The organism is Aeoliella fuhlenseeensis, from assembly GCF_052161615.1.
Lineage (GTDB): Bacteria > Planctomycetota > Planctomycetia > Pirellulales > Lacipirellulaceae > Aeoliella.
Map to the genome: position 1 here is coordinate 1547964 of NZ_CP197417.1, position 26085 is coordinate 1574048.

The 26085-nt window shown below is 61.3% G+C and carries 21 protein-coding genes; 13 read left to right on the plus strand and 8 right to left on the minus strand.

Annotated features, from left to right (window positions below; all coding sequences use genetic code 11):
- The first annotated feature begins 162 nt into the window (after nt 1–162).
- Nucleotides 163–1254, plus strand: a complete 1092-nt coding sequence (locus SH292x_RS05925; RefSeq protein ID WP_442484666.1) for a hypothetical protein — start codon at nt 163–165, stop codon at nt 1252–1254.
- A gap of 55 nt (nt 1255–1309) precedes the next feature.
- Here the strand turns inward: SH292x_RS05925 and SH292x_RS05930 are convergent, their stop codons facing one another.
- Complete coding sequence (locus SH292x_RS05930; RefSeq protein ID WP_442484667.1) at nt 1310–3037, minus strand: adenylate/guanylate cyclase domain-containing protein; 1728 nt, start codon at nt 3035–3037, stop codon at nt 1310–1312.
- Between the two features lie 128 nt (nt 3038–3165).
- Between SH292x_RS05930 and SH292x_RS05935 the strand changes: the two genes are divergently transcribed.
- From SH292x_RS05935 to SH292x_RS05955, 5 genes are all read left to right on the plus strand, one after another.
- Nucleotides 3166–4527 (plus strand): 2Fe-2S iron-sulfur cluster-binding protein, encoded by a 1362-nt coding sequence (locus SH292x_RS05935; protein ID WP_442484668.1) that lies wholly within the window; start codon nt 3166–3168, stop codon nt 4525–4527.
- 17 nt (nt 4528–4544) lie between these two features.
- On the plus strand, nt 4545–5576 hold the full coding sequence (locus SH292x_RS05940) for a cytochrome c family protein (RefSeq protein ID WP_442484669.1): 1032 nt from the start codon (nt 4545–4547) through the stop codon (nt 5574–5576).
- A gap of 6 nt (nt 5577–5582) precedes the next feature.
- On the plus strand, nt 5583–7307 hold the full coding sequence (locus tag SH292x_RS05945; RefSeq protein WP_442484670.1) for a cyclic nucleotide-binding domain-containing protein: 1725 nt from the start codon (nt 5583–5585) through the stop codon (nt 7305–7307).
- 61 nt (nt 7308–7368) lie between these two features.
- Complete coding sequence (locus SH292x_RS05950) at nt 7369–8169, plus strand: hypothetical protein (RefSeq protein WP_442484671.1); 801 nt, start codon at nt 7369–7371, stop codon at nt 8167–8169.
- Nucleotides 8166–10034: a hypothetical protein gene (locus SH292x_RS05955; RefSeq protein WP_442484672.1), complete on the plus strand. Its 1869-nt coding sequence runs from the start codon at nt 8166–8168 to the stop codon at nt 10032–10034. The genes SH292x_RS05950 and SH292x_RS05955 overlap by 4 nt, the downstream gene beginning before the upstream one ends.
- A gap of 93 nt (nt 10035–10127) precedes the next feature.
- Here the strand turns inward: SH292x_RS05955 and SH292x_RS05960 are convergent, their stop codons facing one another.
- Nucleotides 10128–12032, minus strand: a complete 1905-nt coding sequence (locus SH292x_RS05960) for a mucoidy inhibitor MuiA family protein (protein ID WP_442484673.1) — start codon at nt 12030–12032, stop codon at nt 10128–10130.
- Between the two features lie 148 nt (nt 12033–12180).
- Complete coding sequence (locus SH292x_RS05965) at nt 12181–13086, minus strand: FkbM family methyltransferase (RefSeq protein WP_442484674.1); 906 nt, start codon at nt 13084–13086, stop codon at nt 12181–12183.
- Nucleotides 13087–13378: 292 nt separating this feature from the next.
- On the opposite strand from SH292x_RS05965, the gene SH292x_RS05970 reads away from it, so the two are divergent.
- Complete coding sequence (locus SH292x_RS05970; protein WP_442484675.1) at nt 13379–13801, plus strand: hypothetical protein; 423 nt, start codon at nt 13379–13381, stop codon at nt 13799–13801.
- A 122-nt stretch (nt 13802–13923) separates the two neighbouring features.
- Here SH292x_RS05970 and SH292x_RS05975 read toward each other — a convergent pair whose 3' ends face one another.
- Complete coding sequence (locus SH292x_RS05975) at nt 13924–14874, minus strand: universal stress protein (RefSeq protein ID WP_442484676.1); 951 nt, start codon at nt 14872–14874, stop codon at nt 13924–13926.
- Nucleotides 14875–15061: 187 nt separating this feature from the next.
- Nucleotides 15062–17287, minus strand: a complete 2226-nt coding sequence (locus tag SH292x_RS05980) for a hypothetical protein (protein ID WP_442484677.1) — start codon at nt 17285–17287, stop codon at nt 15062–15064.
- A gap of 300 nt (nt 17288–17587) precedes the next feature.
- Here SH292x_RS05980 and guaB point away from each other — a divergent pair, with 300 nt between their 5' ends.
- From guaB to SH292x_RS06005, 5 genes are all read left to right on the plus strand, one after another.
- Nucleotides 17588–19081 (plus strand): IMP dehydrogenase, encoded by a 1494-nt coding sequence (guaB, locus tag SH292x_RS05985; protein ID WP_442484678.1) that lies wholly within the window; start codon nt 17588–17590, stop codon nt 19079–19081.
- Complete coding sequence (locus SH292x_RS05990; RefSeq protein WP_442484679.1) at nt 19014–20423, plus strand: hypothetical protein; 1410 nt, start codon at nt 19014–19016, stop codon at nt 20421–20423. The genes guaB and SH292x_RS05990 overlap by 68 nt, the downstream gene beginning before the upstream one ends.
- A gap of 131 nt (nt 20424–20554) precedes the next feature.
- Entirely contained in the window at nt 20555–20812 is a 258-nt protein-coding gene (locus tag SH292x_RS05995) for a hypothetical protein (RefSeq protein WP_442484680.1), read from the plus strand.
- A gap of 89 nt (nt 20813–20901) precedes the next feature.
- Nucleotides 20902–21222 (plus strand): DUF971 domain-containing protein, encoded by a 321-nt coding sequence (locus SH292x_RS06000; protein WP_442484681.1) that lies wholly within the window; start codon nt 20902–20904, stop codon nt 21220–21222.
- 622 nt (nt 21223–21844) lie between these two features.
- A complete protein-coding gene (locus SH292x_RS06005; protein WP_442484682.1) occupies nt 21845–22327 on the plus strand; it encodes a hypothetical protein in 483 nt (160 codons plus the stop codon).
- Between the two features lie 341 nt (nt 22328–22668).
- On the opposite strand, the gene SH292x_RS06010 is transcribed toward SH292x_RS06005, so the two are convergent.
- Nucleotides 22669–23493: an SDR family NAD(P)-dependent oxidoreductase gene (locus tag SH292x_RS06010; protein WP_442484683.1), complete on the minus strand. Its 825-nt coding sequence runs from the start codon at nt 23491–23493 to the stop codon at nt 22669–22671.
- 240 nt (nt 23494–23733) lie between these two features.
- Between SH292x_RS06010 and pyk the strand changes: the two genes are divergently transcribed.
- On the plus strand, nt 23734–25209 hold the full coding sequence (gene pyk, locus SH292x_RS06015; RefSeq protein WP_442484684.1) for a pyruvate kinase: 1476 nt from the start codon (nt 23734–23736) through the stop codon (nt 25207–25209).
- 30 nt (nt 25210–25239) lie between these two features.
- On the opposite strand, the gene SH292x_RS06020 is transcribed toward pyk, so the two are convergent.
- Together SH292x_RS06020 and SH292x_RS06025 are read right to left on the minus strand one after the other, a co-directional pair.
- A complete protein-coding gene (locus SH292x_RS06020) occupies nt 25240–25470 on the minus strand; it encodes a hypothetical protein (RefSeq protein ID WP_442484685.1) in 231 nt (76 codons plus the stop codon).
- Between the two features lie 7 nt (nt 25471–25477).
- The gene (locus tag SH292x_RS06025) at nt 25478–26062 is read right to left on the minus strand and encodes an AAA family ATPase (RefSeq protein WP_442484686.1); all 585 of its coding nucleotides are present in this window, start codon (nt 26060–26062) and stop codon (nt 25478–25480) included.
- Nucleotides 26063–26085: the final 23 nt, after the last annotated feature.

A 26085-nucleotide genomic window follows, 5' to 3' on the forward strand; every position in this document is an offset into this window, starting at 1 on the left:
CCCGCGGCAGCCGGATCACTCACTTGCCTACTTGTCCGCGCCTTGCCGGGCATGCATCAGTCGACCCAACGCCGTTTCTGTCGAGTTGTATTTCTCGCTGGGTGCATCCTACCCACGCTAGCAGTGATGGCGTGGGCGACCTACGAGCGATTGCCGAGCACCATGGCTTCGCGACTCGCGATGATCGAGCACGCACTCGCCGTTCGAGTGAAGGCCGACAGCGTGGTGACGCCAACCCCTGGTACGTTCCGTGCCGAGGGAGTCGAGATCACGAACCTCGAAACGGGCGAAGTGGTTCTCGCTGCCACCACTGCAACCTACGAATCGCTCGACGCGGGAAGCCTGGTGCGACTCACTGGCGTCGAGCTTGCAGAAGAAGAACTCACACACCTTGCTGCGAAGCTGCACGAAGTGCTCGAAGTCGATTGGCCCGAGCGCGTGCGTGTCGAGGCGAGCGACGTGCGCTGGCGTGGCGAGGCTTCGCCATCGGCGACAGCACTCTTAGCGCGGGAGAGGTTGCAGCTGGTGCTCGATTCGACCGAAGCAGGCGGAGTCGTCACAGGCCGAAAGCTCACCCTTCAGCTTGGCACGGACGGCGCCAAGCTCGAGGTCGATCGCAACCGACAAGTGTCTCCGCCGGCGACCTGCGTTCGCGTGGATACGCTCGGCAAGAGCGTCCCCGCTAGTTGGTTGATCGCGCTGGGGGCGGTGGTGGTCGATGGCGGGGAGGAAGTCACCTTCGCCGGCAAGTTCGAAGTGTTTCATTGCAACGGCTCGACTTCGGGGTCGGCGGTGGGAACCCTCGCGAATCTTCAGTTAGCGGAAGCCACGGGATTACCGATCGCGGCCGTAGGTTCGATTCGCAACCTGGATCTTAGCTGGAGAGATGGCCGCGTGGAGTGGGCAACAGGCGAGCTGGCCGCTGGGCACGGGAAAATGCCTGGGGTGCTGGCGCTGAAGCTGCAAGAGCTTTATCAAAATGTTCCGCAGGCGGGATCGCAGGTGGAACCGAACGGCACGCTAGAATTCGCTACCCTTCATGTCGATTTCCAATTGAATGGAAGTTCGCTCACGTTGAAGCCTTCCACCACTTCAGGAGGAACGGCGTGTGTGGTCGGTCAAAGCTCACAAGTGCTTTTCGGCACACCGCTTTGCTGTGTTCCCGTTCCTTACCTAGCCACTGTGCTGACGAACTATGGCAGCGATTCGGCGACTGAGCTGAGCGCTCATTTGCCACGATCGTTGCGACGCTAGATCACTTTGTCCGACGACGCGTAGGTCGTCGGCTACTTCTGAATTCTCTTGCAGCTTACTTCGCACTTAGCGAGATCACCTGCGAGTCGCCCGTCGTTCGTTCGTCCCCTGCGCGGCGGCCGAGGCGGCGATGGTGTTCGCGGCGGATTTCGGAGAGCAGGAACTGCGTGGGGAGTTCTGCGGCGGGCTCGATCGCTTCGAGCAGCCCTTTCGCCGCATCGAGATTACCTTCTTCAAACGCGGCGAGCGCGGCTTCGTACTGCGGGATAGCAGCTAAGGTCACCGCGTTCGTGTTCGAAGGCAATTGCGCAAAGAGGTCGATCGGTTGCTCGATGCCGGCGAGTTGCGCCTGGCACAGACGATAAACGATTGCATCGCCGCCGAGTTGCGACGCCACCTCGCGCGTGACGACGATTGGCGCTTCGACGCGCTTGGTCGCTTGTTCCAATCGACTGGCGAGGTTCACCGTCGTGCCACGCGGACCGTACTTGTGTTGGCGACTGCTACCGATGTTACCGACTTGCGCGGGTCCGGTGTGGATGCCAACCCCCAGGGCGAGCGGCGCGGCGAGTAACGGTTCCCAGCGGTCCGAAAGACTGGCGAGTGCTTCCTGCATCGCGAGTGCCGTTTGGCAAGCGAGCGGCACGTGGCGAGGTTGGTCGAGCGGGGCGTTCCACATCGCCGCGAGCCCGTCGCCGTAGTAGTCGATCAGCGTTCCGCCATGGGCGAGCACGATGTTGGTAAGCGTATCGAGCACGTCCCCCAGCATTTGGTAGGTGTCGCTCGCCGAAAGCTGCGTGCAAATCGCCGAGAAGCCGCGGAGGTCGGCGAACATCACGGTGACTTCCCGCTCCGAGGCTTCCAGCTTGTGCGTGTCGAGTTCAATCTCGGCGGCAACCGTCGGCGAGAAACGTTGTTCGAGCGTCACACGTTGTCGCGCGGCGTCTGCATCGGCATCTAGCCGGGAGAGCCCGCAGCTTACGGACTGAGCCAGCAGCTCAACCAAATGGGCTTCGAGGTAGCGCACACCGCGTCGGCCGTTGGTGGAATGCGTCGAACGGTAACCGTAAACCATGCCCACGACGTCGCCCGACGCGGTGGTGAGTGGCGAGAGAACCACCGCGTGGCCCTGATCGTTGAGCGATTGGAATAGCGTGCGGCGCTCGCTGGCTGCCTGATCGACGAGCTCACGCAAGTACGCGACACCGAGTTCAGGGTAGGGGAGGTGGCTGGCGACGATGTTCCAATCGCCTGAGTCGCTCCTACGAAGGACCATCGCTCCATCAAGCCCTACTGGATCGACGACGAATCGGGCGGCGCTATTGTAGAACTCGCGGCAGTTCGCGGGCCAACGGTGCAGGGTGCCGAGCGCTTCGAACCAACGAGCAACCGTCGCCGGGGCTGGCCCATTGGTCTGCGTGTCGCGACGCTTACCGAACTCGTCGCTCGACAGTCCTTCGAGCGGCGGTTCTTTCGCCAAGGCGGAACGGGGATCGATGAATTCTAGAAAGCTGTCGCCCACCTGAAGAATCGCACGACCCGCCAGACGAATCCGCATGCCGCGGGGTAGGGGCTCCAGCGTTCGCGCAAACCGGGCGTGGGGGTAGTCGATGGTCAGTGTGTAGCCCGATGCCGAAGGGATGCACTCAATGCGGCCCGCCGAGGCCGGCAGGTCGGGTGGCTCCACCGTGCGCCAGCCTTCGGGCGTGGACACTACGGCAACCAGACCCGCGTGCCTGGTTTGCGTGTGTTGGTCGGAGTTGTAAATCGCGATATCGATCATGGTGCTGGCGATGGGGCGCGCTACGGAGAAATGCTCGTAGAAATATAGGTCAGCGAGTTCGCCAAGACGGTCCTTTAGCGAGGGCGTGCAATCGTTACATTCGTGCTAGCACGTACGCGGCGATTGTTATGGACACCTGCTGGCGATTGCGAAATAATCGCGCCGCAGCGGTCGCGGTGCGCGCACTGCTGGTACTGCGGCCCACATGGAAGGACAGGCCCATCGCCCCCGTTTTGTACTACGTCGGACTCACGCTTTGCTTGCTGGCCAGTGGCCGGGTGGCGATGCTTGCGCTGGGCGGATGGAGTCGAACGCGTCACCGCCAGAGGCGCTACGAGTCGGACAAACGGGCGTTTGTCGAAGAAGTGGCGGTCGCAGCCCGTGCGGCTCGCGCCGATCGCCACGAGTACTTGGCTTGGACCGGAACACGCCCCTTGCGCATCGCGGCGATTGTCGACGAAGCTGAGGATGTGAAGTCGTTCTATCTGTCCGATGCCGACGGTGGATTGCTCCCATCGTTTGAACCCGGGCAGTACCTCACCTGTCACTTCGAAACCGCGCCGGGCGAGAAGCCGCTGGTGCGATGCTATTCGCTCTCCGATCGCCCTCGCGAAGAATACTACCGGCTGACCGTGAAACGCTGCGATGCACCAGACGATCAACCTCTCGCACCGCCAGGCCGCGCGAGCAACCGCCTGCATGCGATGCAAGTGGGTGACTCGCTAGCCGTGAGTGCGCCGCGCGGTGGGTTCTTTCTCGATCCGCGACGGAATCACCCCCTCGTGCTGATTGCGGGTGGCATTGGTGTGACGCCGATGGTGAGCATCCTCGCCTCGCTCGCCGCGGCGAACGACCGTCGCGAGGTGTACTTCTTCTACGGCGTGCGAAATAGTCGCGAGCATCCGCTCCGGGATCAACTCGAACAAATCGGTCGCGAACATCTGAACCTGCACCAGTTCGTGAGCTACTCGCAGCCATTACCGCGGGACCGCGAGCATCACGATTACCATCATCGCGGGCGGATCGATGTCGATTACTTGCAGCGCGTGCTGCCAAGTGGCCAGTTCGACTACTACCTGTGCGGCCCGGGCCCGATGATGGAGCAATTGGTCGAGGGGCTGCTCGCGGCGGGCGTGCCTGAAGACCGCATCCTGTACGAAGCATTCGGACCAGCGAGCATTCGCCGCGTACCCGCTATCGAGAAGTCAGCCGCCGCCAAAATGCCTTCGGGTCCCTTGCCGACCGTAAGACTCGCCACGAGCGAACGTCAAGTCGACTGGGATGGCGACTGCGAATCGCTGCTGGAGTTAATCGAGGGCCTCGGGGTCGCGATCGACTCGGGTTGTCGTGCGGGCAACTGTGGGATGTGCGCGGCGCGCGTGCTTGAGGGCGATATCGAAATGGTGAAGCAGCCCGGTGCTCAAGCGCCCGAGGGTTATTGCCTAGCTTGCATCAGCGTGCCGAAGTCGCCCGTGGTTTTGGAACTTTAGAACAGCTTTGTAGCCGCATGAACCGATCACGAAATCACTGGCGACTCACGCTCCTCGTGGCGGTTGCGTTGATCTCAACCAGCTGGCTGGTGGCGGCCGACACGCGCGATGGCGTGCCTGAGTTCACACCCCGTCAGTGCGACCCGGCGACGGTGATTGGTGCCGACACTTGCACCAAGTGCCACGAATCGGAGATGAAGCAGTGGATGCAGACGCCGCATTACCGGACCTTCGACACGCTGCACCGCACTCCCGAGGCGAAGGCGATTGCGGATAAGCTGGGGCTGCGCTCGATCAAGCGGAACGAAACCTGTCTCACTTGTCATTACACGCAGCAGATTGTGAACGATCGCGAGAGAATCGTGGCGGGTGTGAGCTGCGAATCGTGCCATGGTGGTGCGAAGGACTGGCTCAACTTCCACGCCGACTACGGCGGGCCGAACATCACCCGAGAGATGGAAACCGACGCCCATCGTAAGATGCGAATCGAGCAGAGCATCTCGCTCGGCATGAACAACCCGACGAACGTTTATCTGGTCGCCCGGCAGTGCCTGAGTTGCCACACGGTGCCCGACGAGAACTTGGTAAACGTTGGTGGTCACAAAGCGGGTACCGATGAGTTCGAGCTCGTGACGTGGTCGCAGGGCAGCGTGCGGCACAACTTCGTTCGTTCCAATGGTGCAACGAACGCCGCCAGCGACACGAATCGACTTCGCCTGATGTACGTGGTAGGCACGATGGCCGACCTCGAGGCAAGCCTGCGTGCGGTCTCGAAAGCAACGAACGTTTCGCAGTATGGCCAAGCGAGCGCGGCCCGCGCGGCGCGTGCCAAGCAGCGGCTGTGGGAGATTCAGCGGCGGGTCGATAGCCCGATTGTCGCCAAGGCGCTCGACGCTGTGGCCAAGCTTCAGTTGACGCTCGGCAACGAGTCGGCGATTTGGGCTGCCGCGGACGTGGTGGGCCAAGCAGCGTATGAGATGGCAAGTGTCGATGGTGCGACGCTCGCCGGCGTCGATCCCATGCTCCCCGCACCGAGCCAGTACAAGTAGCCCTTTATGTCGACTGCCGAACAAACCTTTGCTCGCCCCAGCCGTTGGGATGTTCCGTTTGGCGACGCGATGACCAATCGCGACGTCGATCGGCTGCTTAGTGTCGAGCCGTTTCGCAGCGTCGACGCTAGCCGCTTCCCATCGACGTTGCCACTGCGCGGTATCCTGCGAAACGACGCTCGCATCGTCGAGTTCCAGCCGGGCGACTTGGTGATTCGCGAGGGGGACTACGGCAACAGCGCGTTCATGCTACTTCACGGTACGCTGCACGTGGCGCTGCAAAGCCTGGCACCGGAGCTGATTGGTCATCCGCCAAAGCCGAAGAAGAGCTGGCTTGCCGCACTGCGACATAGTTTGGGATCGCAGCAAGTTCCAGAAGTCCGCCGCCGCCTTGCGCAGCCCGAGGGTGCAGTTGGCGTGCGTGGCGAGGGAGCGAGTGCGCACGTTTTCTTGCAGGACGTGCCGCGCGTGCTGGACGAGACGCGGACGGCGAAGCTGGTGGCCGGGGAGTTTTTCGGCGAGCTCGCGGCCCTTGCGCGTTCGCCGCGGACGGCGAGTGTGTTCGCCGAGACGGCTGCCGTGGTGCTCGAAATCCGCTGGCAGGGCCTTCGTGACATCATGCGCCGCGCGCCGGCGCTTAAAGACCATATCGACAATCTGTACCGTACCAACAGCCTGCGGGTCCACCTTCGCGAGACGCCGTTGCTCGCCGACCTTGCTGCGGCGGAGCTCGACCAAGTGGCCGCGGCGACCGAGTTCACCTCCTATGGCAGCTTCGATTGGAACAGCGACTACGCGAAGATCGAATCGCTCACACCACTCGAGCGCATCGCCCGCGAGCCGCTGATCGTTGAAGAGGGCACGCCGGTCACGAGCGTGCTCTTAGTCCGGTCGGGGTTCGTGCGACTGAGCGAGCGGTTCGGGGCAGGGCACCGCACGCTCGCTTATTTGGGCAAAGGACAAGTGATCGGTGCCGGCGAGTTGCTCCGCGCCGAACCGGGCGAGATTCCGACGCATCGCTATTCGCTGCGGGCGGTTGGCTACGTGGACCTGCTTGAGATTCCGGTTGAGGTCGTTCGGGATAGCGTGTTGCCGAACCTGACGCCGCAGCGGAAACAACAGCTAGCCGCGGCGGCCGCGCGTGCCATCCCGAATCAGAAGCAAAACCAAACTGCCGAAAGCACCGACCCCACCGCGCCGACGCCACTTGTGGATTTCTTGGTCGACACGCGATTGATCAATGGCACGCAGGCGATGGTCATCGATCTCGATCGCTGCACGCGGTGCGACGACTGCGTCCGCGCGTGTGCGACTACCCACGACGGCAATCCTCGATTCGTCCGCGAGGGACCGCAGTTCGGCAAGTTCCAGTTCGCTGGGGCGTGCATGCACTGTACCGACCCCGTCTGCATGATCGGCTGTCCGACCGGCGCGATCCATCGCGACCTCGATACGGGCGTTGTGCGGATCAACGATGGCACCTGCGTTGGCTGCGCGACCTGCGCCAACAGCTGTCCCTACACCAATATTCGCATGGTCGAAGTCCGCGACTTGTTCGGCACGCCGGTCGTTGACGTGACACAAGGTCTGCCGATTGTCAAAGCCACGAAGTGCGATCTATGTAGCGATGGTGTTGGCGGCCCGGCATGCGTCCGGGCCTGTGCCCATGACGCGCTGGTGCGAATCGACATGTCGGACCTTTCGAAGGTCGAAAGGTGGATGGAACGATGAGATCCCACGATTGCAACTTTAGTTTGGCCGCTGACTGATGCACTTTTTTGTTCGACGACGAATGCGATCGCTCGTCATCACCGCGATGGTGGTGGTGCTGATCGCGTATTGGCTCCGCTGGCTCGACGTGCATCTCTACCGGGCGAGCTACGCCTCGGGTTACTTGCTTTACGGGTTGGTGGCCTTCCTCGCGCTATTCAATCTGCGGAAGAAACTCCCCAGCTTGCCGCTTGGTAGCGCTTCGACGTGGCTGCAACTGCATCTCTACGTTGGAATCATCGCCGGAGCGGTGTTTGGAATGCATCTGGCGTGGCGGGTGCCGAATGGTTGGTTTGAAGGCCTGCTTGCCGTGACATTCATGATGACGTTCATGAGTGGCGTGGTCGGGCTCGTTGTCTCTCGCCGAGTTCCGCACCTGCTCAACCGCGTGCGTCACCAAGTCACTTACGAGCGAAGCCCCGCCATCCGCCGACTGCTCGCCGAGCGTTCGCGGCAGACGGTGCTTGAGTCGGTTGCCGCATCGGGAGGGACGACGCTCGCTGATTTCTACACCGCGAAGTTGTTCGATTTCTTCGCTCGGCCTCGGCCCTTCGGTTATTTTGTGCTTCCCTCAAGTGCTCGCCGCAAGCAGTTGCTCGCCGATATGCAGCACCTTGATCGCTACCTCTCGCCACCTGAGAAGACGGCGTGCGAGCGGCTCTTCGCCATGGTCCGTCGCAAGGACGACCTCGATTTTCAAGAAGTGCAGCAGCGCCGCGTCAAGCTGTGGCTGTTCGGGCACATTGCGCTCACCTACGCGCTGATCGTGTTCGCAACAGTGCACGGCGTGCTGGCCCTCGCGTTTCGGGGGGATGGTCTGTGAGAGATTCGCTTCCCAAATTCGAACCCGCGGGCTACGACCGTCCCAACCAACCGTGGATCTGCGGCCGGGCGGCCGAGGGCGAAGCGTGTGCGTTTGGACCGGGGCCCAAAGGCGTTTGTCCTGCGCTCGCCGAGTGCAAACCCGTTGAGCGCGCCGGCCAATGGCACTGCGACCGTTCGCAGGTTCGCGGTGGCGCGTGCGATCACGGTCCGACGCCCGACGGCAAGTGCTGCCACAGCCATGCGTGCAAGCCGGTTCGCAATCTCCGCGCGGTTCGCGGTGTGCTCGTGCGGGCGATGATGATCTTTGTCGCGGGGTTGTCGCTGATGATGCTCGGCAGTCGCTCGCGCGATCATTGGATCGCGCCGGGCCCGCTCACGTCGCACCATTCGCAGGTGCTGCTGGGTGAAGGTTGGGAACAGCGCTGCAACCAGTGCCACGGCGCGGCCAAGGAGCCCGTCGGCACGTGGCTCTCGGCGATCGTTGGTTCCAGCATTGGCCCCGTGCAGTCGACCAAGTGCATGGACTGCCACGACAAGACCATCTCGCGGGAACTAGCATTGGTCGCTCACAACGTGCCAGCCGAGATGCTGCTCGAGGACGGCATGCCTCGAAAGGACCAGATCGCGAACAACCTCGCGTGTGCGGTATGCCATCAGGAGCACCACGGCGCGGACCACGCGATCTCGGCGATGGACAACACACGTTGCCAGACCTGCCACACGCAGCAGTACGAGAGCTTCGCAACCGATCACCCCGACTTTCAGCTCTGGCCTTACGAGCGGCGCACCCGCATCGCGTTTAACCACAGCACGCACGGCGGGAAGTACTTCGCCGAGAAGCAGAAGGAGTTCCGCTGCCAGCAATGCCACGTCGAGGACGACTCACGCGGCGTGCAGTTGACGCTTGGCTTCGAGGCGTCGTGCGCCGAGTGCCATACCGAAGACATCGCGACGACGACCGCGAGTGGCGTGGCGCTGGTTGCGCTACCGATGCTGGATGTAGACGCCCTCGCGGATGCGGGGCATCCCGTGCCCAATTGGCCGGAGCGAGCGAGTGGCGACTTCGATGGGCGACTGCCGGCGATGATGAAACTGCTCCTCGCCCGCGACCCGAAAGCCCGCGAAGCAATCGAGGTGCTCGGCCCGGGCTTCGACTTCTTCGATGTCGATCCTGATGACGAGCAGCAAATGGCCGCCACCGCCACGCTCGTCACTTCGATGGAGCAACTGCTCGCCGAGCTAGCGACCAACAAGCAAGCGGACGGCTCGGTTGCCGCCGGACTTTCGCCCAAGCTTGTCGAAGCGGCCCGCGGTGCTTGGCTAGCCGACGACACGGACTCAGCCGACACCGATCGCGACCCCGGTCGTTGGTGGAGCGATGCCGACAGCCTTTCGATTCGCTACCAACCCAAGGGGCACGCCGATCCGCTGCTGCGGGCGTGGCTCGATGCGATCGTCGCGCTCGACGACGTACCGCTCCGCGACGCACTGCTCTCCGACTTCACCGGCCCCGCCGCACCCGGACGCTGCACCACGTGCCATAGCGTGGAGCAAACCGCAGGGGGCAGGCTGGTGATCAACTGGCACGCGAACAACCCGCGCGAAGCGCTTCGCGGTTTCACCAAGTTCTCGCACGCCCCGCATCTGCTGCCAGTGGAACTCCGCGACTGCACGTCGTGCCACGCCCTCGCGCCGATGCCAACGGCCGATGCCAACTACACGGGCTTCAACCCGGCCGTCCACACGAGCGACTTCCACCCCATCTCTAAATCCATGTGCGCCACGTGCCACACCCGCGGCGCGGTGGGGGATAGTTGCACGCAGTGCCATAACTACCACGTGCAGGAGTTTGGTGGGCGCTAGGCGGTGGGTGGCCACTGTCCGAGGTAGCAAAAAAGGCCCGCGTAACCAACGTCACGCGGGCCTTCTGAGTTCCTGTCGTAAGTTACTTAGACATTACCGCTTCGCGGGCAAGCCGACGATCGACAACTGCTTGTCGTACTCGATTTGAATCGTGTACTTCATCACGAAGCGGTCGACGCCCGTGGCACCGGCGGGGACTTCGACGTCCCAGCGGAGCATTCCTTCTTCGAGGCCACGCTGTTGGTAGGCGCGGTCTTCGCTCACCGGTTTGTCGCTCTTCACCAGCGTGATACGGATGTCGGCTTCGCCGGCAGTTGGCATGCGGTCGAGCAGGCGGACTTGAGCGGGGGCGTCGCCGAAGTTCTCGATCGCCAGTTCGTACGTGAAATCGACCACGCGGTTACCGCCTTGGGTCCGCTCGGTCTTGTCGACCAGCTCGCGGCTTGTCCGCAGCGACGTGTCGATGCCAAGACCAACGCTGAACTGCTCGCCCACGCTCACGGTTGGGACTTCGCCGCGGCCGACGAACTCGTCACCCAGGAAGGTCGATGCCGGACCAGCAAGCAACACTTGGTTGCTGGTGTTCGTGGCGCGGGCCTCTTCAAACACGCTTCCGGTGAGTACCGGAATCGCGAGGCGATAGAAGTCGGCCTTCAGCGGGTGCGCCGAGATCTGAATGAGCTGCCGATCGCTGCGGCTGGGGAGCGTCATGCGGCTCGCCAGTTTGTAACTAACGCTCACGCCTTCACCCTCGACCATCTGCCGCTCGTCGGCCTTCTTGAGCTCGACGCGGGCCGTGTTGTAGTCGAGGATCTGCATTTTCTGGGCGACATCGTTCAGGAAACGATCGGCCTCTTGGCGATCGCGGCCTCCCCAGGGACCATTCACCGAGGCTACTTGCTGTTGGGCGGCTTGCTGGCCTTCCTGCATGGCTGTCGCAGGTTCACTGGCTGGCACCGGACCGTCGAATAACCCTCCCATGGCCGGAATCGCATTGCCCCGTGCATCGGCGATCTGCCGACGCTGTTGTTCCAGTTCGCTCTTGGCCTCTTTGTAGTCTTTGCCGGCCATTTCGGCCTGCGCGACGAGCTCCGGTGCATCGCGGCCCAGCTTGATCACCAACGTATCGAGTGCCGGAGCCTGAGCAACCAGCGATGGCGTGGCGGTCGACAGTGTCATTGCCACGTCGGTCCAGTCTTCACCGCTCATTTGCTGAATGGCGGCATTGTATTCGACCAGCACCTTGTCACGCTCGCTCGAAGCACGCAGGTTGTACGAAGGAGACCACGTGGCGTTCGATACCAGGTAGCTGAGCTTCAACCCGGCACCACCCGCTTCTTTCACGTTCACGAAAACCACTGCTTCGCGAAGCGTCTGAGCCGAACCCGCGGCGACGGTGCCGCGCTTTCGCGCGAGCGTTTCGAGTTGGCGCTGTAGATCACGCAGCTCGCGGGCCAGTTCCAATTCGCCCTTGGCGATTTCGGAACGCTGTTCGAAATTAAAACCGGTGAGCTCCTTGAGCGTTTCGGCGTTGAGCACGCCATCGCGGAGTTCATGGTCGGCCGTGACGGTGGTGAACTGCTCGAGCCGCGACATGTACTGCAGCCGTTCGGCGAGCAACTGTTGCTGGCGCTGCACCGAGGCGATGCCGTCCTGGGTCTCTTCGAGCTGGGCGTCGAGCGCTCGGACTTCGTCGCGAACGTCGAGTTCCATCGGCCGAACGCGATAGCGAACCGAGCGAATCTCGACCCCATCGCGAGGCTCGGCGTAAAGACTCGCGGGCAGCACGTTCTCTGGAAGGTTCGTGACCACCACTTCGGTCAGTCCCGATAGCTCCGCGAGATCCACAGTCCGCGTCACGAGGGCTTGGCCCTGGTAGACGGTCACGGCAGTCACTTCGCCCGCCACCACCAGGGCATCGTCACTCGGCGCGTCGGCGGCCCAGGCGGATGGCAATAGAAGCAGAGCTAGTAAGTAGATGAGTAGATGGCGCATCATGGCGGCCTCCAGGATCGAAGTCGGGCGAACAAACGGCGATGGACCTTAGATGAGGCCACGCCCGGGAAAGTTCCCGTCGCCAGAATGAAATCTGAAACCCCCTACTGCGCGGCCGATTCTTGCCGCGAAAACTGGGCGAAACCGGATGCTACTGGGCCGTCGAATGCCTGGCGTGCGTGTCGTACCAACCGGGAACCGGTTGGCGCGAGAACTGCTGAAACGCCCGGCGCGTGACCTTGCGCATCAACTGAACCCCGGGGAACTGCCAGCAGCCCACCATGCCGGTGTTGCTCAGGTACTTAAACCGCCAGTGGTCGGTGTAAAAGCGGCGGAGTACTTGCTCCTGGGTGTACCAGTCGCCCGGCAACTCGCGACCAAAGGCCCCTGAGGAACCCAGTCGGAAACGATGGTCGACGTAGCGTCCTTCGAGAGGTGGATTGGGTAGCACGTGCGTGGCGGGTATAGAGGACTGCTCCACGTCCTTGAAGGCGTTGTAACCCAACGAGGCCAAACGATCGACTTGTTCGGCAGCCGCCTGGAAGGTCGTAAAGTCGGCCTCCACCGAAACATAGTCGGGGCGAACCTGGAAACGCTCGAGGGCATCGATACAAACCATGTCGACCCCTTCGACGTCCACTTTCATGTAGCGTGGAATTCCCTGCTCGCGCAAGACCTGCACGAAGTCGATCACCGGAACTTCAACCGCCTCGAAATTAGTGCCGAGTTGGTGATTGCGGTCGACCCAATCGTCGCAAATGGTTCCCCAAACCGACATGCTGTCCGAGCGATAGAATTTGATGCTTGTCTGCCCCGATTCGATGACCGACGGGGGAACAATCGCCCCTTCGACGATCGTCAAACGCGATTCGGCGATTTCCGCCTGGAAGCGCTCGCGGCACTCAGCGGCGAGCTTCGGATTCGCCTCGACGGCCACCACGCGAAAACCCTTGCTTAGGTAGAACGCGGTGTCGGTTCCGTTATGCATGCCAACGTCGAATACCAAGTTCGGGTCTTTGGCCGTTTGAAAGAGTTCGTCCATCGGCGGTGATTGCATGGCCCCCGCGCTCCCTAACCGGGTGAAACTTGGCGGGGGCGCTGGCTTGAACGGGCTGGGGTCTGAATGGAGTGCCGCACAAGCCTTCGACCAGTGAGAATCGGCGATTCTCGCAGTATAGTCAGCGGCGATCCTTCGCGACAACCCGCACGCCCTTCGAGGGAATTGCGCCCGCCGTCTAGCTTGATTCGGGGAACTTGAGGAAGTACGGAACTCAACGGCGTCCTGAGGCGTCTACTAAGTCGAGTTCCACGAGTTCGACGAAACAAGACCACAGAGTTGGAAGCCTACGATGTCCCCCCGATCTACGCTCGCGTTCGTTCTGATGCTACTGGTAAGCGGGGGTTGCGGCCCAACACTTGTCTCACCGGGCGGCAACTACACTCCGGTCACGGCCCAGCAACTTGCCGGCAAGCAGATGACTCACCGAACGGGAGCACACCCCGGCAGCTTCACGTGGGTTTTCGACAACGATAACTTCGTGATTGAAGGGCAGGGTATCCCGATCGACTTGTCCGAGGCGATCCTTGGCCCAGGAGTTCGCTCGGATCGCATTGAGGGAACTTGGTCCCTTGTGTCGAATCAGCAGATTCGTTTCGAAACGGCCTCGGGTCAACCCGCCGGCACCTTTCGCTCGGCCGAGCTCCCCATCTTTTTCACCGGCGTCATTCGCATCCAAACCGACGATGCCCAGTACTGCTTTCCGGCCAAGTGACCGGGCCGTAATTGACGGATGACGCCAGTGGGGAACGGAGAGAAGCGACGTGTTGCGAACATCGTCGCTAACTCCAAGCTTTGCAGTTCTCAAACGTCTCGTCGGACTCTTTGGACCGATCGCTACGTCGACGGCGCATCGCGTAGCGTGAGCAGCGAGCAGTCGAGAGAGGGTAGTAGCTTCTGCGCGGTCGATCCCAGCAGGATCCCCGTCATCCCACTCCACGCCACGGCACCCATTAGCAACAGGTCGATGCCTATCTCTTTGGTCTTTTCGAGGATCACGCGGTTGGGAACGCCTTCTTCCAAATGAACCACGGCTGGCGATTGTAGTTCGCGTACGTCGGCTCGCGCTGCGATAGCATCCATCTTCTTACGTGCGTCCCGCATTGCGTCGACATGCTCGCGCTCCAGCTCCACATCGTCCACGGCGACAAACTGCATGAACGATCTAGGGGAATTCGCGATCACATGCACCACATGCAACTCGGCCGCGAAGAGACGTGCCAGCTCGATGCCGTACGCAAGAAGTCGATCGCAGACCGGGGAGAAATCTGTGGCGACGAGAATGCGACGTGGCGTATCGCTGTCATGGGGCTTAACGACCCAGACGGGGCACGCGGCGTGATGAATCAGCGCAATGGCGGTACTCCCCATCACCATCCCCGCAAACAACCCATGGCCTCGATTGCCGACGATGACTAAGTCTGCCGCGCCTTCTTGAGTTCGCTTGATGAGTTCCAGCCGAGGTTGCCCCATTAGCACTTCGCTGTCCGCCGTTACTCCCGCTTCAGTGGCGAGCTTGACTTGCCGCCGAATGGCTTGTTTAGCCAAGTCCAGGGCGGTTGTCTCGCCCTCAGGAGTCTGGCGGATTAGACGCTTAGAGCGTTCGTCGAGGTCGAGCGTGGCAAGGAAGTGAACGCGAGCAGTCGAGCCTGAGTGCTGTCCGATCGCAGCGGCCAGCGCGATGGCTTGCTCGCACGCGAAATGGCTAGGGGTTTCGCAATCCTCCGAAGCACGCCAGTCGCCATGCGAGAGATCGACGCCGACGAGTATTGTGGAGATGTTTAACATGATTGCCCTCGCGATCAGCAGAGAAGTTCGTGTCTTCCACTGATTCTCCCCATCGACCTCGTGGTCGCAAGGGCAATAGCCAGACCGCGCATAAAAACACCGGGCGACGCTTGTGCTCCAGGATTCACAAGGCATCGCCCGGCGCAAGGGGCTATCGAAGAGGGAAAGCCCGATTCGTAACTTACATTTAGTCGCCGCGGCCTCCTCCGCCGCCACCACGATTGCCACCGCCGCGGTTTCCACCTCCACCGCCGCGATTGCCGTCGCCACCGCCGCGGTTACCGCCGCCCGAGTTGCCGCGAGCTTGGCCTCCGCCGCCACGATTGCCGCCGCCTGAGTTGCCACGGGCTTCGCCACCGCCGCCACGGTTGGGGCTGGGCCCTCGACGGGCTTCGCCACCACCGCTGCGGTTGGAACTCGAGTTGCCGCGAGCTTCGCCGCCGCCACCACGATTCGGGCTGGGGCCACGGCGGACTTCACCTCCGCTTGGCCGCGAATCGTTAGGACTACGGAAGTTGGGTTGCGGAGTACGATTCCGATTGCCAGTATCGCCGCGCTCAACGTTCCCACGATTTCCGCGATCGACGTTCTCGCCACCGCCGCGAGGCTGATTGCGCGATTCGATCGAGCGACGTTGATCTTGTTGCAACTGACGGATGCGATCCTGTTGCTGCCGTTGACGGTTCTCGATCGATTGACGTTGTCGCTCGACGCTTCGTTCGATGTCCGAGCGATTGCGGATCTGGTCACCAGGGTTTTGCGTACCGCGTTCACGATCGCCACGGTTTGCTTGGTCGGGGCGATTCGGCAGGTTGCCACGGTTCGGCTGATCTACACGTGGGCCGCGATTATCTCCGCGATTATCTCCCCGGTTGTCGAGGTCCTGACGCATCACTTGTTGCTGATAACGCTGGTACCGCTCACGAGATTGACGACGTAGGTCTTCGGCTCCGTCGGCAGTTTGTAGACGGAACGTCGAGGGACGGAAGTCGTCCGGCACGTTCCCACGGCTCTCGCGGTTGCGATCACGATTGCGGTCGCCATCGCGCTCGCCTCGATTGCTGTCGGCGAGCCGCTCTCGGTAATCGCTCCGATCGCGACCCTCGAACTCATGCCGAGCGTTACGGAACTGCTGCATCTTTTGCGAACGCTCGAGGGCTTCGCGACGTTCGTTGTCCGTTAACCGGCGGTAGTTGTCTTCCCAGCGGTCGTTGCGTCCATCGCCGTCGCGACGATCCCAACGCTGCAAGTCGTCAATGGAGCCCACTAAACCACCCCGGCCCCGGCCATCGAAGTCGCGGCCGTTGCCGCGGAAGTCATCACGACCGCGACGGTCGTAGTCAAAACGATTGCGCCATTGGTTGCTGTCGCGGCCGTACTGCCACGAGTAGAACCCGTAAAACGGACTGTAGTAAGCTGAGCGGCCGCCCGCGTACCAGGGGTGGAAATTGTTCCGGCCACGGTAGCCATTGCCGTAGTAGTAATAGCCGCGGTTGTCGTTGATGAATAGCGAACTCAACAGGAGAGCCGTATTTACCACGCGGTTAGGTGTATAAGCGTAGTTGTTGCCGTAGTTGTAGCCGTTGCTCCAGTAAACCGGAGCGTATAGCAAACCGCGCCGCTGCACGGGATAGTCCCAGTAGCCATTCACAAGCACCGCACCACGCGGGGTGTAGACGTAATGGTCGGGGGTCCACATCCAGTTCTGTTGGCCTGGGTACCAGTAACCTGCACGCCACGAGTACTGTTGGTTTTGCCAAGTCCAGCAGCCGGGAATCCAGAAGTGATTGTCACTCGGAGCCGCAGTCGAGGGCCCTTCTTCGAGTGTTTCAGGAGGGTAGGGGAGGTACGCCACTTCGTCAGCAGTCACATCGCTCCAGAACCCACTCACCCAGACATAGCCACCTTCGGCTTCGGCCCAATGCCCGGGCGTCCAAGCACGTCCTGGCGGAATTGCCCGCCAAACGCCGCTAACCCAGACGAAATCGCTCCGATCTTCGAGCCACATCCAGTAGCCGGGAATCCACTCGACGTTCTCCCCTTCGGGGCGATACTCGGGAGGAGTCTCGTTGATAGGTTGGGGCGGCTCCTTATTGATGATTTCACCAGCCTCGACCGACGCCGAGATCGGCGTCGCAAAGGCTTCGTGCACAGGCCCTTCTTCAAGCACCTGTGCTTCGCCCTGCTGCTGATCCCCTGCAGGCGCAGCCGCTGGAGCGGCGGTTGGATCCTGCGGCGGAGGAACGAGCTCGGGCGTCGCTGTTGCGTCGCCTTGCGGCCGAAGCACCGACGACTCGTCGGGCTGGATGGGAGAGTTTGGGGCTTGGCTCAACGCAAATTGTGCGACGCCAACAGACACTGCAGAGGCTCCTGCCAACGACATGAGCCATCGCATGGCTACGGAAAGGGTCATCACTTCACCTTCGGGGGACACACGGTTCGGGGGGCGAAATCGACATTGGTCACCAGCTGGCCAGCCAGGCATCCGCCGTCGAAGCACCAAGAGATAGTGCAAAGCGGATGCCCAATCGGAAATAACTGGGGAATGGCTGCTTTTGGCACGGTTCGAGAGGTTATAGCGGGCGAGTCAGAGCGCAGCCCGGCCACCTCTGTGACTATCGGTCTAGCACCGTGGCCGCTGCCCGGTCACTTGCCAGAAACCCGCAAAAATCGACACAATAGCGGATTGCCCGCTACCCAACGGAGTAACCCGATGACGAGCCCCGACAAGATTGCGACGCTTGGACTGACTTTCGACGACGTGCTGATCCAGCCCCGCTACAGCGATGTAGTGCCCAGTGATGTGGACGTTTCGACTCGGCTGACGGCTCGCATCGGGCTCAATGTGCCACTGCTCTCTTCCCCGATGGACACGGTGACCGAACACCGCATGGCGATCGGCCTCGCGCAGGTTGGCGGCTTGGGGGTGATCCACAAGAACCTGTCGATCGAAGCCCAGACCGAAGAGGTCGACAAGGTGAAGCGGTCGGCCAATGGCATCATCGCCGACCCTGTCACGCTGCCCCCCACCGCTAGCGTTGCTACTGCCCGGGCGACGATGGCCCAGTCCCGGGTGTCGGGCGTCCCCATTACGCTGCCAGGAGGCAAGCTAGTTGGCATCCTAACGCGTCGCGACATGCGTTTTCTCGAGGGAGACGACCGCCCCATCTCGGACGTTATGACGAAGGAGGGGCTCGTTACGGCTACGGGGGCCGTAACGCTTGAGGAAGCTGAGAAGATTTTGATGACAAAAAAGGTCGAGAAACTTCTGCTGGTTGACGAAGATTACAGACTGACAGGCCTGATTACCATCAAAGACATCGACATGATGCGTCGCTTCCCCCGCGCGGTGAAGGATGCCCAAGGTCGACTACGGGTGGGAGCAGCTGTCGGCGTGTTCGATTTCGATCGCGTGCAAAGCTTGATTGCCAAGGAGGTCGACTTCTTGGTGGTCGACAGTGCTCACGGTCACTCGGGCAACGTCATTGAAACCGTAAAACAGATTAAGAGCCGATTTGATATCGATGTGGTAGCAGGGAACGTGGCGACCTTCGATGGTTGTCACGATCTGATCAAGGCCGGTGCTGACGCCGTGAAGGTGGGCATCGGACCGGGGTCGATCTGCACCACACGAATCATCTCGGGCATTGGCGTTCCGCAGATCACCGCCATCAGCGAGGCAGCACGTGCTGCCGAGGGAACCGGTGTGACGATCATCGCCGATGGAGGAATACGTTACTCGGGTGACATCACGAAAGCCATCGCCGCGGGTGCGGACGTTGTCATGATCGGCGGCCTTTTGGCCGGTCTCGACGAAAGCCCGGGCGAACGCGTGTTGTACCAGGGACGCACCTACAAAGCGTACCGCGGCATGGGGTCGTTGGGCGCGATGGTGCACGGATCCAAAGAACGCTATCGCCAAAGTGACGTCGACGACGACGGCGGCAATGGCAAGTTGGTTCCAGAGGGAGTTGAGGGACGGGTGCCGTACAAAGGTCCGCTGGGGCCGTTCGTTTACCAATTGGTGGGCGGACTGCGAGCGGGCATGGGGTATTGCGGCACCAGGACAATCGCGGAGTTGCGTAAGGATACGCAATTCGTCCGGGTAACGCCGGCAAGTGTTAGGGAGAGCCATCCGCATGACATCGCCATCACCCAAGAAGCGCCCAACTACAGCACCGAATACCACGCAGGCGAGGCAAACTAGCCACGCCCGGTTCGAGGCCGTGGTGGGCGATGGGCCGATCACCAGCCTGGAAGACAGCACCACCATTGTCATCCAGCGTTCGAGTTACGAGCCTTCGACTTGGCTCCCCGCCGCACTGCTCGCGACGCTCGCGCTACTCGCAACAGCGCTGCAAGCTTTTGGCGAAGAACCATCGCAGCTTCAGTGGCGACCTGCTCGCAAGTCGGCGGCTCCTCAAGCTGCTCAAAACATCACACGTCCTAACGTGGCTCCCTCGGCCCATCGTCATGCTGTGCATCACGGTGCGACCGATCGCAGTGCTCAGCAGCACGCTGTGGTGCGAGTTGCCTACGACGATTACGGATCGGCGGGCATGGCGGAAGGGCAGGCTTCGCTGAAGAGCGTGCTCGTTCATCCTCGCGATCCGCAGTTCGAGGGAACCGGCCCTTCTTACCGCACGGCTCAAGATCCGTTTGAAGAAGACGACGAAATCACTCGTGGCATCAACGAACCCTTCGGTGCCGGGGAGCAACCAACGGTTCCGGATCTGAGCGAAGAACTTCCTCAGCCCACCGAGCCTTCGTTGCCCGAAACGATGGTCGAGCCCGAGCTTCCTACCACTGAGCTTCCTAGCACCGACCTTCCGAGTGACGAGGAACTGTTCAACGATCGTACGCCCACCGCGCCCGATGTGACCAACCAAGTGCCTAGCACTCGGCCCACCACGCCACCAAGCACGACGCCCGAGTTCCGTCAGCCACCGCAGCCCGTGCGTCGAGATCCTCCTCGCACGACGCCCGCTCCAACGAACACCACGCCTCGCACTACGACTCCTTCGCCAACCGCCACCAGCCCTCGCGCTCGTGCCAAGTACGAAGAAGAGCGTGAGAAGGCGATGGAGACTTGCGACGCCGCACGCGACCACGTGATGGCCGACAAGATCACCTCGATTCAGCTCGGCATCAACAACTCGGGCGAAGAGGGGCTCGACTATCCCTTCGAATGCGTGCTCGACAATGGCGACATGTACGCCGGTCGCCACTGGGACGACGTGACTTACATGTGGAAGGCGGCAGCCAACTGCCACAAGCCACTGTACTTCGAGCAAGTGCAGCTGGAACGTTACGGCCACTCGTGGGGTCCCTGCGTCCAGCCGCTGGTTTCGGGTGCTCATTTCTTCACCCGTCTGCCAGTGCTCCCTTACTGCATGGGTATCACTCCGCCGAACGAGTGCATCTACCCCCTGGGCTACTACCGCCCGGGCAACTGTGCTCCTTACATGATCCCGGCGGTTCCATTCACCTGGCGTGCCGCGGCCTTCCAGGCAGGTGCGACCGTCGGTACCGCAGCGTTCCTGCCGTAACGAGCGGGAAACGGTCGAACCTGTTCGACTACCTATCCTAAGCCATCCAAACGAGCTACGCTTTGTCGATCCGACGAGGCGTAGCTCGTCGGCGTTTGGGACCTTTCTTTTGACGCTTCAACCCGTTCGCCATGCCACTCGACGACACGACGCACGACGAAATCACCCAAGCCCTATTTGCAGGCCGAAAGATCGACGCGATCAAGATCTACCGCGACGCGACGGGCGAAGGTCTGATGGAGTCAAAGGAGTTCATCGAGGCCCTGATCGTCCGGCTGCGCGAAGAGTACCCCGATCGCATCCCGGCTCACACCTCGGGCTGCGGCACCGCGGCGCTGCTATTGGTGGGGACGACCATTGGCGCGGTGGTGTATCGCTGCTTAGGTTAGGAGTGAGAAGTGCGACTTGCTTTTCTCGTTCCCTCCCCGGCACTCCCTGGCCTGACGGCTAGGGCTCGAATAACTCGACTGAAGGTTTGATGGCTGCGTTTCCGACCAAACTCGAAAGACCCTCGGACGACGTGCTTCGCATCGCGTGGTCAGATGGTTCGACGCGCGAGTACAAGGTTCGCGAGCTCCGCAACGCATGTCCTTGTGCCACGTGCCGCGAGAAGCGAAGCGCCCCGCCGCCACCAGCGCACGTGCTCCCCGTCATTCCGCCAGGAGCAGGGGGCCCCATCACGATCACCGGCATGCGCCCCACGGGCAACTACGCCTACAACATCCAGTTCAGCGACGGCCACAACAGCGGGCTGTACACGCTGGAGTTGCTTCTGGAGTTGGGCGAGGTGGTCTCGTAGCCGGATTCGCCAGAATTCGGAGCCCACTCGCAGCACCCCGAATTCTGGCGAATCCGGCTACAAAGCGAGGAACGAGTAAAGTCGCCATTCGTCACAATTTCATTGACTGCGACATTACTCGTTTTCGGCCCAGTGGGAGTCTCGCCCCAAGTGCTTGTCGGGGCACTGGTTACGACCACACTGATCCTAACGTCCGCGAGAGTAAAGTCGCAGCGCGAACCGCAACTGCGACATTACTCACTTTGAGACGCTCAACCGGCGCGCACCCCGCACCACCGATGCTTGTCGTTGTAAGTACATTTCAAATTGTCAAAGAGCAAAGACCACTTCAAAAGTGGACAGTGTTCATGAGAGCACATGTGAAGTGCGCTTTCTAGTCAGATTTTTGAAGAAAGTGGAAATAGTTGGGCCAATAGGAGTCGTGCAAGAATCGCGACTACCGGACGTAGAGGGATGTCAAAACCCATTAGCCGATGGGCGCTAGCCCCGGTTGATTCGAGAACGTGTGGAAGTCTCAATTCTGCTCGACTATTCTGGATGTGTGGCAAGAGGTCTAATAGTTGCCTAGTCCTGCGTTTCGCAAACCGCGGCTAGCGCCGGCCGGCTAATGGGGAAGGCGACGATGATATACAACGACCCGATCGCCTACTTTATAACTTGGACGGTCTACGGAACCTTTCTCCAAGGAGATTCGCGCTGGTGGCGGCAACGAACACGGGGCGAGCGCGCGCCGCAGCCCTTGCTTGAGAAATGGCACCGCGAGCGTTTGAATCATGACATCGTATTGCTCGACGTAGAGCAGAGACAGATCGTAGAATTGGCCATTTCACGCCACGCCCTTCATCGCGGTTGGCACTTGTGGGTGGCCAACGCGCGCAGTAATCACGTGCATGTTGTTATTACGGCAACGAATTACGCGGGTAGCACCGTGCGCGAGCAGTTGAAGGCGAACTCGACTCGCGAGTTGCGGCATAGCTTCCACCTGTTTCTAGGTCGACCAGTGTGGTCCGTAGGCGGTGACTGGCAGTGCATCAATTCGGAGGATGAACTGCACCAAGTTGTCACCTACGCTGGCGAATCGCAGGATCGAATGGATCGCAAGTGACCCAATTAGCCGGTGGGCGCTAGCCCCGGTTGCTTAGAGATCGTGTGAGGACACTGGCGATGCGCCAATGATAATGCGTGTAAACAACCCACTACAAAGTAAAAGTTGCAAACACTGCGTGGTTCAAACCGCGGCTAGCGCCGTGCGGCTAATGGGGAAAGGCGACGCGTCTTTGGTAGCGGCAATTAGCCGGTGGGCGCTAGCTTCGGTTGAATATCTAACGTGTGGAATCATGCGCAGTCCCCAATTGCGATCCATTTCCACACTCGAATAGGAGAAGATGGGCAGCACCGCGTGACAAGAACCGCGGCTAGCGCCGTGCGGCAAATGAATGAGTTCATTTAGCCACTCATCTTCCTCAGCAACCAATCTCCCAGGCTCGGCGAAACTTGATTCAGCACGAACAAGAGTCTCGCTTTGCTCGGCACAATGAGTTCTGCTTTGCGCCCTTCGCACGCTTTCAAGATTTTCTCGCAGAGCACCTCAGGGTCGATCGCCGAGACCTTGGCTCCGCCGCCCGGTTTGGTCGCGGCGTTGGGAAGGCCTTGATCGGCGGCGGCGTAGCGGTCGCTTGGCGCTTGGTCTTTGCGGGCGATGGGGCCGGGGCATACGAGCAGGGTGTGCAGGCCGGTGGGGCCGCGCTCTAGGCGGAGCTGCTGTGCCATCGCGGTGAGGGGGAATTTGCTCTCGGCGTACGCGCCGAGGTAACGCGGCGAGACGCGGCTGGCGAGCGAGCCGATGAAAACCAAGTGGCCACGACTAGCCGTGAGTGCGTCGGCTGCGGCGACGGCCAGATCGAATGCTGCGAGCGTGTTCACGCGCCACAGCGATTCAAAGTCGTCGCGCGATGTCGCCGTGAGTTCTCCCCGCATGGATCGACCAGCGGCGTGACAGGCGAAGTCGAGCTTGCCGAACGCTTCGATGGACTTCGCCACGAGTTCGCTTGCGAAACCAGGCTCGGTGATGTCGCCGGTGATGCCGACGAAGTTTTGTTTGTCACCGAACCCTAGGGACTGGAGTTCGTCGACGGTTTGCGCGACGCGCTGGGGGTCGCGGCCGTTGACCACCACGCGGGCACCTTGGCGCGCGAGTGTCGCGGCGAGGACTTTTCCGAGGCCCGCGGAGCCACCGGTCACCAAGCAGGCTTTGTGGCTCCAGTAAGGCATGGCGTTGAGTGCGAGGCGAGGTTCGGAAGTCCGTGGTAGCCCCGCTATCTTAGTCGACGCGAATTGCCTTCGCCAACGGTGGTAACGATGGGAGCGGTTATGCTGGTTCGTTTTTTGAGCTATGTTTGGAGGCCCGCGAGCTCGCCGGGCGAAACCCCGCATTCCCACACGCCGCATGTGGCGTAAGAATAGGGCCACGGGTGCCGGGCGGAATCCTTTCCTATTTGTTAGAAGTTCTCGATGCCAACGCTAGATATCCGCCAACGTTCGTACACGAAAATTGTCGCCACGGTCGGTCCCGCCTCGCAAAGTCCCGAGCGGATTGCCGAGCTATTGCAGGCCGGTGTGAACGTGTTCCGCCTGAACATGGCCCACGGCACGCCCGAAGACCAGCAGCCGAAGGTCGACATCATTCGCCGCGTGAGCGAAGAACTGAACCTTCCGGTGGCGATTCTCGCGGACCTCGCGGGCCCGAAAATTCGTCTGGGGGAAGTCGAGAACGGTTGCATCTACTGCGAGCGCGACGCCGAGTATTCGTTCGTCGATGGCGATACGGGGAATGGCCCGCACGAACTCACCAGCACCTACGAGCCACTGACCAGCGAACTATCGAAGGGCGATAGCGTGATGCTGGCCGATGGCACGGTGATCATGCAAGTGATCGCCAAAGAGCCGGGCCGGGTGCGGTTGAAGGTGACGCAGGCGGGCGATCTGCGCTCGCGGCAAGGCATCAATCTTCCTGGCGTGAAGCTCAGCGTGCCGGCGATTAGCGTCAGCGATCACATGCACGCCATTTGGGCCGCCAAGGCCAAGGTCGACTTCGTAAGCCTGAGCTTTGTTCGTGCGCCCGACGAAGTGAAGGCACTGAAAGACATTCTTCGCTCGGCTGGTTCCAATGCGGGCGTGGTGGCCAAGATCGAGAAGCGCGAGGCACTCGATCGGCTTGAAGAAATCGTGGCTGCGAGCGACGCGGTGATGGTGGCGCGTGGCGACCTGGGCGTCGAGATCGACGTGGCGGAAATGCCAATCCAGCAGAAGCGAATCATTCGAGTGTGCCATCGCTACGAGAAGCCGGTGATCATCGCGACGCAGATGCTCGAAAGCATGCACGAGTCGTCGCGTCCCACGCGCGCCGAAGTGACGGACGTGGCGAACGCGGTGCTCGACGGAGCCGACGCCTGCATGTTGTCGGGCGAGACGGCGATTGGGAAGTTCCCCGTCAAAGCAGTGGAGATGATGAACAGCATCGCCCGTGTCACCGAGAGCGCCATTCCTACGCTGATGTGGCGCGACTCGGAACGAACCGAGTACGCTACGCGCCACGATGTCACGCGTGCGGTGGTCAGCGGTGCGGGACTAATGGCCAAGCAGCTCAAAGCCAAGACGCTGGTCGTGGCGAGTCACTCCGGTGGCACCGCGCTCGCGCTATCGCAGCAGCGTAACTTGGTTCCCACGATGGGTGTGAGCACGAAAGAATCGACGCTGCGGAAGATGTGCCTTTACTGGGGCGTCACCCCCGTCCGCGGTGCCCCCGCGTGCGACATGCAAGGTCTCATCCGCCACGCCGACGAGTGGGCCCGCCACACTTGCGGCGCGAAGAAGGGGGACCGCATCGTGATCGTTGGCGGTTCGCACCTCACCGCGGGACCCGACGGCGAGCAAATGGCGAGCGGCGTGCACGACGTCGTGGTGGTGCACGAAGTCGAAGGGGAGTGAGGCACCGCGAAGACCCAAGCGGAAGTTAGCTTACTCCTGAGCTTTGCTGTCCGCTTCGCGCGCCGCCTTCTCCGCCTGCATACGCGGCCATGGATCTTCTAGCGAGAGCTCGCCGTTGGGGAGCTCGTAGTAAATCCGGCCGTTGATGGAGTAGACGTTCGGGACGCCGGCGCGGCGGTTCTCTTCTTGAGCTTTGGCGTATGCCGTTCGCGCGATGCGGATTAACTCGTCTGCTCGGGCGTACGTTTCGGCACTTAACATTGGAAATCTACGGCTTTAGTACAGGGACGCGGTCACGAAACAGACGCAGTAGATTCGAATCACGAATACTTGTTTCGGTATGGGATCCAATTGCCACGTCACCTGAAAGTCCAGGCCCATTATACATCAGCACCCAAGTATCGGCCAATTCTCGGTAGACGTTCCAAAAGTTGTGCATGCTGCGCCCGAAACGACGGCGAATGTCCAGCTCCGGGACGTGATGGCCGCCTCGTCGCACACGCAGAGCGACGCGCGCAACGCACGTATCGGGCGAGTCGACGAACACGTAGTAGATCGAGACCTTGTAGCCTTTCAGCCGAGCTTGCTCGATTGTTCGCTTTAGCGTCACTCCTGAAAGCGTCGACTCGACAACGAACGTTTCGCCACGGTCCAGGTATTGATTGACCTTCACCACGAACTGGCGCCCGGCTTGGACTTGGACGCTTGCGGGGTCGTGCGGAGCCAACTCCGCTGCAATTGCGTCTGCTCCGAGGTACGGCACGCCATACTCGGCAACGTACTGCATCGCGAACGTTGTCTTACCCGTCCCGTTGGCACCCCCGACGATGATTAATTCGCGAGCGGCGGCCATCGTCAGGGAGTCCTCACAGCGGG